Source organism: Pasteurella bettyae CCUG 2042 (assembly GCF_000262245.1).
GTDB classification, from domain to species: domain Bacteria; phylum Pseudomonadota; class Gammaproteobacteria; order Enterobacterales; family Pasteurellaceae; genus Basfia; species Basfia bettyae.
Window position 1 is genome coordinate 77,168 of sequence record NZ_AJSX01000030.1, and the last position, 12,101, is coordinate 89,268.

General features: G+C 35.8%; 13 protein-coding genes. 5 read left to right on the top strand and 8 right to left on the bottom strand.

Annotated features, from left to right (window positions below; all coding sequences use genetic code 11):
* The first annotated feature begins 62 nt into the window (after positions 1-62).
* Both HMPREF1052_RS05585 and HMPREF1052_RS05590 read left to right on the top strand, forming a co-directional pair.
* The gene (locus HMPREF1052_RS05585; protein WP_005760652.1) at positions 63-761 is read left to right on the top strand and encodes a thiol:disulfide interchange protein DsbA/DsbL; all 699 of its coding nucleotides are present in this window, start codon (positions 63-65) and stop codon (positions 759-761) included.
* A gap of 9 nt (positions 762-770) precedes the next feature.
* Positions 771-1,463 carry a 5'-methylthioadenosine/adenosylhomocysteine nucleosidase gene (locus HMPREF1052_RS05590; RefSeq protein ID WP_005760566.1) on the top strand — a complete coding sequence of 231 codons (693 nt, stop codon included), beginning with the start codon at positions 771-773 and terminating at the stop codon, positions 1,461-1,463.
* 199 nt (positions 1,464-1,662) lie between these two features.
* On the opposite strand, the gene HMPREF1052_RS05595 is transcribed toward HMPREF1052_RS05590, so the two are convergent.
* From HMPREF1052_RS05595 to HMPREF1052_RS05625, 7 genes are all read right to left on the bottom strand, one after another.
* The gene (locus tag HMPREF1052_RS05595) at positions 1,663-2,613 is read right to left on the bottom strand and encodes a ribose-phosphate pyrophosphokinase (RefSeq protein WP_005760446.1); all 951 of its coding nucleotides are present in this window, start codon (positions 2,611-2,613) and stop codon (positions 1,663-1,665) included.
* A 70-nt stretch (positions 2,614-2,683) separates the two neighbouring features.
* Positions 2,684-3,577, bottom strand: a complete 894-nt coding sequence (gene ispE / locus HMPREF1052_RS05600) for a 4-(cytidine 5'-diphospho)-2-C-methyl-D-erythritol kinase (protein WP_005760612.1) — start codon at positions 3,575-3,577, stop codon at positions 2,684-2,686.
* 3 nt (positions 3,578-3,580) lie between these two features.
* Entirely contained in the window at positions 3,581-4,213 is a 633-nt protein-coding gene (gene lolB, locus HMPREF1052_RS05605) for a lipoprotein insertase outer membrane protein LolB (RefSeq protein ID WP_005760544.1), read from the bottom strand.
* 150 nt (positions 4,214-4,363) lie between these two features.
* Positions 4,364-5,623, bottom strand: coding sequence for a multifunctional CCA addition/repair protein (locus tag HMPREF1052_RS05610; protein ID WP_005760620.1), 1,260 nt, complete (start codon positions 5,621-5,623; stop codon positions 4,364-4,366).
* A 56-nt stretch (positions 5,624-5,679) separates the two neighbouring features.
* A complete protein-coding gene (locus HMPREF1052_RS05615) occupies positions 5,680-6,291 on the bottom strand; it encodes a TIGR04211 family SH3 domain-containing protein (protein ID WP_005760522.1) in 612 nt (203 codons plus the stop codon).
* 123 nt (positions 6,292-6,414) lie between these two features.
* Positions 6,415-7,677, bottom strand: coding sequence for an inorganic phosphate transporter (locus HMPREF1052_RS05620; RefSeq protein WP_005760500.1), 1,263 nt, complete (start codon positions 7,675-7,677; stop codon positions 6,415-6,417).
* 24 nt (positions 7,678-7,701) lie between these two features.
* Complete coding sequence (locus tag HMPREF1052_RS05625) at positions 7,702-8,382, bottom strand: TIGR00153 family protein (protein WP_005760588.1); 681 nt, start codon at positions 8,380-8,382, stop codon at positions 7,702-7,704.
* Between the two features lie 166 nt (positions 8,383-8,548).
* On the opposite strand from HMPREF1052_RS05625, the gene HMPREF1052_RS05630 reads away from it, so the two are divergent.
* Positions 8,549-9,601 (top strand): CYTH domain-containing protein, encoded by a 1,053-nt coding sequence (locus HMPREF1052_RS05630; protein ID WP_005760481.1) that lies wholly within the window; start codon positions 8,549-8,551, stop codon positions 9,599-9,601.
* 8 nt (positions 9,602-9,609) lie between these two features.
* Complete coding sequence (gene radA / locus HMPREF1052_RS05635) at positions 9,610-10,995, top strand: DNA repair protein RadA (protein WP_005760653.1); 1,386 nt, start codon at positions 9,610-9,612, stop codon at positions 10,993-10,995.
* A gap of 55 nt (positions 10,996-11,050) precedes the next feature.
* On the opposite strand, the gene HMPREF1052_RS05640 is transcribed toward radA, so the two are convergent.
* Positions 11,051-11,386, bottom strand: coding sequence for a hypothetical protein (locus HMPREF1052_RS05640; RefSeq protein ID WP_005760622.1), 336 nt, complete (start codon positions 11,384-11,386; stop codon positions 11,051-11,053).
* Between the two features lie 228 nt (positions 11,387-11,614).
* Here HMPREF1052_RS05640 and lrp point away from each other — a divergent pair, with 228 nt between their 5' ends.
* A complete protein-coding gene (gene lrp / locus HMPREF1052_RS05645; protein ID WP_005760661.1) occupies positions 11,615-12,094 on the top strand; it encodes a leucine-responsive transcriptional regulator Lrp in 480 nt (159 codons plus the stop codon).
* Positions 12,095-12,101 lie beyond the last annotated feature (7 nt).

The following is a 12,101-nucleotide window of genomic DNA, read 5'->3' on the forward strand; positions in this document are numbered from 1 at the left end:
AAGTGTTTAGATGTAAAATTTAGCATCTGTTTATTGGGTTTTATGATAAGTATTGGTAATCAATGAAAATTTGTCGTTATCTACCTATGCTATTAGGTGTTCATTCTGTCTTTGCACAAGACAATTCGGTCACACCAAGTATGCCTCAAGATATCTCAGTAGCTGAAACTCGAGTTGCTGAGAATCAATTTGAGGATGGTCGAGATTATTTCTCTTATAATTCACCGATTAAAGGTGAAAATCCTATTGATCACAAAATTTTGATTCAATCTTTTTTTGATTATGATTGCCGTGTTTGTGTTAATACACAAGATATTTTAGAACTTTATAGCCGTATTAATCCGAATAAAGTAGTCATTGTTGAACATCCTATTGCTACGAAAGAAACCCCCTATACTGCAAGAGTTTATTATAGCCTTAAACGTTTAAATCATTCCGATATTGCAGATGCCTTATTGTTTGAAACAGCAGATCCTGAACGTTATCAAGCCTTAACAAATTTAGACAATTTGGTAGCTTATTTGCAAGAACAACAAGTTGATGGTCAAGCGTTTATGGATACTTATAATTCTACAGAGATTCAAAAACAGGTGAATGAAGCTATCTATCGAACAGAAAAATATGGCGTATTTACCTATCCTTTTGTAGTGATTCAAGGGCGATATGTATTAACTAATAGTACGTTATATAATGATGATTATACTTTTGCTGTATTAGATTATTTAGTAGGCAAATTATCTAAAAATGAAAATTTACAATAAGGAAATTTTATGAAAATTGGTATTGTTGGTGCCATGGCGCAGGAAGTTGAAATTTTAGCCAACTTAATGGAAGATAAAAAAATCACACAGATAGCAAGTAGTACTATCTATGAAGGTAGTATTCATGGTAAACAAATTGCATTACTTCAATCGGGGATTGGTAAAGTAGCGGCTGCAGTAGGAACAACGCTGTTAATTCAGCTTACTAAACCTGATATGATATTAAATACTGGTTCTGCAGGTGGAGTTGCACAAGGACTAAAAGTAGGAGATATCGTAATTTCCACTGAAACCGCTTATCATGATGCTGATGTCACTGCATTTGGATATGTCAAAGGTCAACTTCCGGCTTGTCCTGCAACCTTTATTTCTGATAAAAAACTTACCGCACTTGCAGAACAAGTAGCCCGAGAGCAAGGCCACCATGTAAAGCATGGATTGATTTGTTCTGGTGATAGTTTTATTGCTGGTAGTGAATCTTTAGCTCAAATTCAAGCGGATTTTCCACAAGTTACAGCAGTAGAAATGGAAGCCGCAGCGATTGCGCAAGTGTGTCATGTATTTAATATTCCTTTCCTCGTGGTACGTGCAATTTCTGATGCGGGGGATGGAGAAGCAAGTATGTCCTTTGAAGAATTTCTTCCGATTGCAGCAAAACAATCTTCACAAATGATAGTGGGAATGATTGATAAATTATCATAAAAATTGATTATAAATGAGAATATTTCAGGAGAGATTCCTTATTCTTTCGATAATCAAAATAATAAAATTTTCTAAAAAAATACCGCAGTTTTTATGTCACCTATTCAAAACTACTCTCAGTTCTAAAGTTTTGTATGAGATAAATAAAAAACCACAATCTAGGTTGTGGTTTTTTATTTTTAGTGCGTTAACGAATCAATTATTCTTCAAACATCGCAGAGATAGATTCTTCATTACTGATGCGGCGGATTGCTTCAGCAAGCATAGCTGATAAGGTTAGCGTACGTACTTTACCTAATGCTTTAATTTCTTTTGTGAGTGGGATAGTATCTGTGACAACCACTTCATCTAATGCAGGATTAGCAATATTTTGTAATGCTGAACCAGAGAATACAGCGTGAGTTGCATAAGCAAATACTCGTTTTGCGCCACGCTCTTTTAATGCTTCTGCGGCTTTTACTAAAGTACCACCCGTATCGATCATATCATCAACTAAGATACAATCACGATCTGCAACTTCACCAATAATATGCATAACTTGAGAGACATTCGCTTTAGGACGGCGTTTATCAATGATAGCCATATCAGTATCATTTAATAATTTAGCAACTGCACGAGCACGAACAACCCCACCAATATCAGGTGAAACAACAATTGGGTTATCGAGATCGGTTTTCTTCATAATATCATCTAGCAGTACAGGAGAACCAAACACGTTATCTACTGGAACATCGAAGAAACCTTGAATTTGTTCTGCATGTAAGTCGCATGTTAATACACGGTCAACACCAACACTTGATAAGAAGTCAGCGACAACTTTTGCGGTGATTGGAACACGAGCTGAACGCACACGGCGGTCTTGGCGAGCATAACCAAAATAAGGAATGACAGCCGTAATACGACCTGCTGAAGCACGGCGTAAGGCATCAACCATTACAATCAACTCCATTAGGTTGTCATTGGTTGGTGCACAAGTTGATTGAATGATAAATACGTCACAACCACGTACATTTTCATTAATTTGAACTTGAATTTCGCCATCGCTAAAACGACCTACGGTAGCATCGCCTAGAGAAATATATAGGCGTTCTGAAATTCGTTTTGCTAATTCTGGCGTTGCATTACCAGCAAAGAGTTTAATGTCAGGCATTTTTAATAACCTCAGGTTTTAGATTGTAATTAAGGGTTTAGGAAATAAATTAATATTTACGGTTTTGTTATTATAGCTGTTTCAGCATTTGGTGTAATGGAGAAACGTTTAAGCCTTTAGCAACAAAACCAGAAAATTCTTTTGCTTTTAAATTCAATACCGCTTGTGCCGCTTGTTCGTTTTCAAATTCAGCAAATACGCAAGCACCGCTCCCCGTCAATCTTGACGGTGAATATTGTACCAACCAGTTGAGAAGTTGTTCAACCTCTGGATATTGTTTTCTTACAATTCTTTCACAGTCGTTTTTGTATTCTTGTTGTAATAACTGTTGGAGTGATTTTTTCGGTGTATCACGTGTTAGTTCTGGTGCTGAGAAAACTTTTGCGGTCGAAATAGATACATTGGGTTTAATAACTAAATACCATTTTTCAGGAACTTCACAATAAGTGATTTTTTCACCAACACCTTCTGCAAAAGAGGCCTTGCCATGTATAAATATAGGCACATCTGCACCAAGTTGAAGCCCCAGTTCTGCCAGTTCTTCAATCGTTAAATTAGTTTTCCAAAGATAATTTAAAGCGAGTAGTGTAGTCGCCGCATTAGATGAGCCACCACCAACACCACCACCTATTGGTAATACTTTATCAAGATGCATTTCTGCACCTAATTTACATTTTGTTTTTTGTTGTAATAAGCGGGCAGCTCGATAAATGAGATTATCTTGTATTTTTAAATTTGGAATAGTGGGAGTTAGTAATATTTGATCATCATTATGACGGACTTTGATAGTTAACCAATCACCATAATCTAAAAATTGAAATAGCGTTTGTAATTCGTGGTAGCCATCAGCACGACGGCCATTAATATATAAGAATAAGTTGAGTTTTGCAGGGCAAGGGAAGCTGATAGCCTCCCCTTGCTTATAATCTGTTGAAAGTGCGCTAGAAAATTGATGATTTTTCATTGATTAGAATTTCCAATTATCTACGCGAATTTTTAAAGTTTGGTTGTCATTTTTAAGCAAGATATCTTTAGGTAATGCTGGTGTCTGATCTGCGTGATAATTTAAATAATCCGCAGTCCAAAGGGTTCCATCAACAGGATAAGTAAAACTTGCTAAATAATGGTTTTCACCTACTTGATAATTGGCTTTTTCATCGGGTTGCCCTTTTAACCAGTAAGCAAATTGTTCGAGGGGAACATCCATTCCTACGATTTCACGTACTAACATTTTCGCATCAGCCTCAGAACGTTGATGACCTTTATTATCAGAAATTGTCATTCCAGTTTTATGCATTTGCATTAATAGGCTACTGGAACTCACGGTGGAATAGAGTTTTAAGGTGTAATTGGTGGCACTATTATAATTCCATTCAAAACGACTAGAAAAACGTTCTTTATTACTAATATAGCCAATTTGACCTTGGTTACTATAATGTTGGATCTGTTTAATTTGTTTTAGATGTTGTTGCCATTGCGCATCTGATTTATCAATAGTTTTGACATCAGTTGGGCGTGTATCACGAATATCAAGTGATGAACACGCACTTAAAAATGTACTAACAAAGAGAACAGTAAGAAAAGATTTTAAGTTTTTCATATCAATGAGATGGGTTTTTAACTCATCAGTTTAAATGGATTATTGGGATTAGATTGTTCATCTTTAAAAACAAGGATATTGTACGAATTTATACAGAATTAGTAAAGCATTGTTGTTAAAGTGCGGTTAGTTTTGTAAAAATTTTGCAAATTAAGAAGGAACAAATTGCGCTAGAATTTCTGCTTTTTTAGCTTTGATTGCTAATGTTCTACGTTTGTTTAATTCCTCTCTGATTCCTTGTTTTTCAAAACCATCATCAATAACTTGTTGAACCTGCACCATTAATGCCGCTTGATAAAGTGCCCAAATGTAATCTTGTTGAGGGTAAGTTTGCTGCTCAAAGCCTGTTCTACCACGTGTATCAGCAATACAGACTAGTATTAATTCTTGGAATCGTTGTGGTTTACGCCAAATATCTAATCGATTAAATAATTTCATGACTGTTGTTGGCTTCAATTCAAAAATTTTGTGAATATGAGAGTGGTATTCGCAACAGAATTCAGCCAGTTCTTTATAATAGGTCGGAACTTTTAAACGATTACATAAATTTTTTGTCGGCAGAATACCTCTTTGTTCGTGCTGATAATGGCGAGGTAAAATATCTTTAGGCGTTAATGCTTTACCTAAATCATGGCAAATTGCAGCAAAGCGTACCGCAGTTTTATTAAAATGAGAATTTTCTGTGAGTTGTACGGCCTGTTGCAATACTAGCATTGTATGTACAAAACTATCTATTTCTGGATGATATTGTGCGGGATTAGGTATGCCAGACAAGGCATCTATTTCAGGCAACAAAAAAGCTAATGCGCCTACTTTACGTAAGGTTTCAAAATAGACTTCAGGATTTTTTTCACTTAATGCTTTTTCGGTTTCGAGCCAAACTCGTTCAGTGGTAAGGTGTTGTAATTCACCCGCTTGAGTAATTTGTTGCATTAATTCAAAGGTTTCATTTGCAATGGTAAAACCTAATTGATGATAACGAGCAGCAAATCTTGCGACACGTAATACTCGTAAAGGATCTTCAGCAAAAGCAGGGGAAATATGACGTAAAGTGCGGTTGTTTAAATCAGAAATTCCACCATAAGGATCATAAAGTTTACCAGTGTTATCTTGAGCGATAGCATTGATAGTAAGATCACGACGAATAAGATCTTGCTCTAAGGTAATATCAGGAGAAAAATCACAAATAAAGCCTGTATAACCTGCACCTGATTTTCTTTCTGTACGAGCAAGAGCATATTCTTCTTTTGTTTGCGGATTGAGAAAAACAGGAAAGTCTCTACCCACTTGCTGATAGCCTTTAGCAATAAGTTGCTCTGGTGTTGAGCCTACAACAACCCAATCTCGATCTTTGACGGGAAGATTGAGAAGCTGATCACGGATAGCACCACCGACGAGGTAGATTTGCATATTGAATACACCTGTTCTATGACATAAAAAGGCGGATTAATCCACCTTTTTATTTATTATGCCCAGCCGCTGTTACGACGACGTTTAGGTAAAATGAGTGGAATAATTAAGCCAAGTAATAAACCTACACCTAATACAGAACCACCGTAAATAAACCATTGAATTGCAATTTCACGTTTGCCAGCATCCAGCATTGCCTCTAAATCACGATTTTTATTTTTAGTTATTTCTAATTCACGTTTAAGCTGTGAATTTTCTTCTAATAATTGGCTACTTTTTTGATCGGCATCTTTAGCACGACGTTGCATTTCTGTTGTTCGTTGTTGCCAGTCTGTATCTAAACGATTTAGTTTAGTGGTTAATTCTTGTACCTGTGCTTTTAAACGAGGGGTTTCTTCTTTGCTACTTGGCGTATTGGTTAATTCTGAATTTAAAATCCATGCTTCACGATTTTTTCCATCTCTAATCAAGGTATATTTTTCTTTGCGATCTAATACCGTAACGGCTTCGCCAGCTTGAATAGCACCTGCAATTTTGAAATTATCACCCGCACCTTTACGTAAATAAGTATTTAAGTTTTCTGTTACATACTGTGTTTCAGCATGAACAACTTGGATGGATAATCCAAGAATTGTGCTTGAAAGGATGATATTAATAAATTTTTGCATAATTGAAACCTTGAATGTCATTGAAAAATAATTATTTTATGTAACAAAATATTATAAATAAAACTATCCTGAGATAACGATAAAGTGCGGAATAATTACCGCACTTTTTAATATATTTGATAGCTATCTAAAAATTGCATCTAAACAATAGTATATGATAATTGCAAAGAATGCTCCTGCAGGCAAGGTGACTACCCAAGAAACAACGATATTGCGAATAACATTTAGGTTTAGAGCAGCGATACCTCGTGCAAATCCAATACCTAAAACAGCACCGACTAGTGTTTGAGTTGTTGATATTGGCAGACCTGTACCTGATGCTACCACAACAGTTGCAGCTGTGGCAAATTGTGCGGCAAACCCACGGCTAGGTGTTAAATCGGTGATACCTGTACCAATAGTCGCCATCACTTTATAACCCATTACAATTAAGCCCAATGCTATACCAGCGGCTCCTAAAGGCAGTACCCACCATGCATTAGGTGTAACAGCAGAAATATTACCACCATTTTCTATAATCGTAACCACTGAGGCTAGAGGACCAATTGCATTTGCTACGTCATTTGAACCATGAGCAAATGCCATAGCACAAGCTGTCATTAACATTAAAATGCTAAATATATGTTCTACACCACCAAAAGCACCTTTGCGCACTTTGTTAATAAAGTTTTTACTGCGAAAATAGAAATGGCTGATAATGCCTGAAATTATGCTTAAAGTTAAGGAAATGGCGAGAGTTTGTTGTAAGGTTAAGTTTAATCCAACGTGTTTTAACCCTTTAGATACAGTCACAATTGCTACAATAAATACAGTTAATCCCATAAAATAAGGACCATATTTTTGAGCGTTACGTAATGGAGATTCTGTATCAAAGATCAGTTTTTGAGTAATGTAGAAAATGAGATAGGCAAGAATACCTGCGATAAAAGGGGTAATAAACCAACTTCCTACAATACCTGTAATTGCTCCCCATTTTACAGCACCACCACCTGCTGTAATGCAAGCAAAACCAATAATAGCGCCCACGATAGAATGGGTAGTTGATACTGGCCACCCCCAACGAGAGGCAATAAGTAGCCAACAACCAGAAGCAAACAGAGAAGCCATCATGCCGAATACTAATGTTTCGGGTTCAGTAATAAAGTCAGTTGGATTAATAATTCCACTTTTTATTGTTTCAGTTACTTCTCCACCAGCGAGATAAGCACCAGAAGCTTCGAAAATTAAAGCAATAATAATTGCTTGTTTAGCTGTAATTGTCCCCGAGCCAACAGAAGTTCCCATTGCATTTGAAACATCGTTAGCACCCACTCCAAAAGCCATGAAAAAGGCGAAAACAGCAGTAATTACGATAAGTATTGTGCCGTAATTTTGTAATAATTCCATAGTAAATTCCCTATGTTATAGTTATTATGAACGAGCAAGCATTAACTCAATACGGGAGCCTACTCGTTGGGCTTGGTCAGCCAAGACGCCAATCCATTCAAAAATTTTATATAAGGACATCACATCAATTGGATTATATTGCCCTTCAATTTGGCGTAGCATTAAGCGTAATTTTATTTGTATTTGATCTGTATCGTCCTCAATTTGATCTAATTCAGTAATCATATTATTTACTAAGATTAATTCACGCCCTTTAAATCCAGTTTCTAACAGAGAATCCATTTCTTCAATAACTCTATGGGCTTGAACTGTTGCATCTAAGCTACGGCAAACAAATTTCATAAACTCAGTTTGTAATGCTGGTGGAATAGTAAATTGACGACCAATTAGTCGCCCTGCAATATCCTTTGCATAGTTTGCTAATTTGTCTTGTTGTGTGACTAATTCAAGTAAATCACGACGATCAATTGGTAAAAATAGACCACGGGGAAGTTTCAAACGAATTTCACGTTTTATTGCATCAGCTTGACGTTCCGTTTCTGAAATTTGTAAACGAATTTGTTCTGCTAGTTTCCAATCGCTTTCAAAAACAGCTTCAACGAATGGGACTAATAGGCTACAAGCTTCCGTGACTTTATCTGAATGTCGTTGTAGAGGTTTTAAAGGCGAATGTGCAAATAATCCTAAGATATTGTTTATTGCCATAAATTAACTCCGAAAAAAATCAGTTGTTGATTAAAATTTTCAGCATATTACCCTATGTTAGGTAAAAATTCACGGTTTAAATTAAAAAAGATTTATAATCTGTTAAGAATATATGCTAAGTTAATCAATACAATAGATTAACAAATTGATAATCAAGGATTTTTATATGAGTAATGAAATAGAACTTAAATTGGCAGTGAATCAGCAATTTGCAGAAGTTTTTGCTCAAGAAATTACTAATTTTCATATCATTGAGCATAAAAAAGTTTTTTTAGGTAATTGCTATTATGATAGTTCCGATCGTTACTTTGCTCAGCGAAAAATGGGATTACGTGTTCGTACTGAAGATGATAAATTTACCATGACTTTAAAAACTGATGGTAAAGTCACAGGGGGATTACATATTCGTCCTGAGTATAATATTGAATTAGACTCAATGCAGCCAGATTTAACAAAATTATCAGCATGTTGTGATGAATTATCTGATTTACCTAAAGATCTTCAAGTTCAGCCTATTTTTAGTACGGATTTTGAACGACAATTTTGGTTAGTAGAATGCGGACATAATTCAGAAGTGGAGATTGCTTTAGATCTAGGCGAAATTAAAGCGGGTAAAAAGATTGAAGCAATTTCGGAAGTTGAATTTGAGCTTAAACATGGTGATATTTCAGAATTATTAACGTTGGTAAGTGGTTTAAGCTTAACTGATGGTATTCGCTTAAGTTCAGCAAGTAAAGCTAAACGTGGTTATCAATTAGCCAATCCATCTTCTATTAAGCTTGTTAATTGGTTGGAACAATGGCGTGATATTTTAAAATTAGAAGCTTCGGGTATGTCTGCAACAAATGAGTTAGCCATGTTATTTAATCATGAACAACAATTAATTGAAGAAACCGTAGCACTTAAACCTGAATATTTTGCTTTAGATTTTATTAAAACTGTAGAACGTATCGGTTCATTTTTTAATTTATATCATCATTATGCCGAACAGACTTCATTGTTTAATCATTTAATAAATGGAAAAGCGAATATCGATGAATCAATCCTTGCTGAACTTGCCGAAAGTAATACTTATCTTTATGAACAAATTCGTAATTTAATTCGTTTTCATAGCGAAACCAAAGATAATTTACAATCTATGCAAAAGCTCAACGCTTTGCTGCATAGAGGCGAATATGTACGTCGTATGATTAATTTAATTCGTTTAACTCTTGATTAGGATAGTCCATGGCTAAAGCTCCCAAAACTGCTTATGTATGTAATGACTGTGGTGCAGAATATTCCCGTTGGCAAGGTCAGTGTTCCGCTTGTAAAGCTTGGAATACTATTAGTGAAATTCGCTTAGTCTCTGCAAAACAAGCACCAAACCGTAATGATCGGTTTAGCGGTTATGCAGGTGAAACGCAAGCTAAAATTCAGACCCTAGCAGAAATTAGTTTGCAGGAAACGCCTCGTTTTTCTAGTGGTTTTAAAGAATTAGATCGTGTACTCGGTGGCGGTATCGTTCCTGGTAGTGCGATTCTTATTGGTGGTCATCCAGGAGCAGGTAAAAGTACCTTATTGTTACAAGTAATGTGTGGTTTAGCAAAAAATATGACCGCACTTTATGTAACAGGAGAAGAATCATTACAACAGGTTGCGATGCGTGCAAATCGTTTAGGGCTTCCTACCGCTCAACTTAAAATGTTATCAGAAACCTCCGTGGAACAAATTTGTCATTTAGCGGATCAACTTAAACCGCAAATTATTGTTATTGATTCAATTCAAGTGATGCATCTTGCGGATATCCAATCTTCACCTGGTAGTGTGGCACAAGTGCGAGAATGTGCCTCTTTTTTAACTCGTTATGCGAAAACTCGTCAAACAGCTATCATTATGGTGGGGCATGTGACTAAAGATGGCACTTTAGCTGGTCCTAAAGTGTTAGAGCATGCTATTGATTGTTCCTTATTATTAGAAGGTGAGTCAGATTCTCGCTTTCGAACCTTACGCAGCCATAAAAATCGTTTTGGTGCTGTCAATGAACTTGGGGTATTTGGCATGACTGAACAAGGCTTGCGGGAAGTGAAAAATCCTTCTGCAATCTTTTTAAGTCGAGGTGAAGAACAAACCCCTGGTAGTTCCGTGATGGTGCTCTGGGAAGGGACTCGACCATTATTAGTAGAGATTCAAGCTTTAGTGGATCATTCAATGCTAGCGAATCCTCGTCGTGTTGCTGTAGGTTTAGAGCAAAATCGTTTAGCTTTATTGCTTGCCGTTTTACACCGCCATGGTGGGTTACAAATGTCAGATCAAGATGTCTTTGTGAATGTCGTTGGTGGGGTGAAAGTGACAGAAACCAGTGCAGATTTAGCCTTATTATTAGCTTTGATCTCTAGCTTTCGTAATCGCGCACTACCACAAGATCTGGTGGTTTTTGGTGAAGTTGGATTAGCGGGTGAAATTCGACCTGTACCAAGTGGTCAGGAACGAATTTCTGAGGCGGCAAAACATGGCTTTAAACGAGCTATTGTTCCTTATGGAAATAAGCCCAAAAGTGCGGTAGAAAATATGAAAGTTTTTACCGTAAAGAAATTATCAGATGCATTGGATATTTTAGATAGTTTGGATTAGTCATGATAAAAATCAATGTGCGGTGAAATTTTTAAAAATTCTACCGCACTTTTGATTAGATACATCCACCGCAGCTACCACAACGCCAATCAGCTTTATTGACAGCTTGATAGAATAGACGCATATTTTCTTCTTCAATGGGAATATTATTCTCAATGAAGACGTCAGTTAACCAATCGATATTTGCCAAAATCCAATCATCTTCAGCTAATCCTTCCAAATAGAGTTCATCTTCAGGATCGATAAAATTATAGATCCCTCTTGTTCCCATATCTTTTTCTGCTCGTTCTTGAGGAAGATTAATTGGTTGATTGTTAAAATTAATCAGCCAATGCCCTAAACATAATGTATTGCCATTAGTAGACCATTTTGCTGTAAAAGGATTACTCATGATTTTTAATCTGTTCTAATTGTTAAAAATTTGTAAGTAATAATACGCTTTCCCTAAAAAACTAATATACAAAAAACAGGTGATTTTTAGAGATAAATTTGAGAATTATAAGAAATATAGAAAATTATCATTGTTTATCGGGATGTTAGGCGTAAAAAAACATATAACTGACTAAAAAATAGTGTAAAATTAAATTAATCTTCTATTTCTACAATGATGGTGAATTTTATGGATAAAAAATTGCCTAAAGGCTTTGATGCTATTGATATTAAAATCCTTAACGAACTCCAACGTAATGGCAAAATTTCTAATATTGACTTGTCTAAAAAAGTTGGATTATCTCCAACACCTTGTTTAGAGCGTGTTAAACGGCTTGAAAAGCAGGGCGTAATTATGGGCTATAAAGCATTATTAAACCCTGAACTCTTAAATTCTCCATTATTGGTTATTGTTGAAATTACCCTTGTTCGTGGTAAACCAGACGTTTTTGAAGAATTTAATGCTGCGGTACAGGCTCTTGAGGAAATTCAAGAATGTCACCTTGTCTCTGGAGACTTTGATTATTTGCTCAAAACTCGTGTAGCGGATATGGCGGAATATCGTAAATTATTAGGAACCACCTTATTGCGTTTACCTGGAGTAAATGACACCCGTACTTATGTAGTAATGGAAGAAGTGAAACAAACTAATTTTTTACAATTAAAATAATAAATAG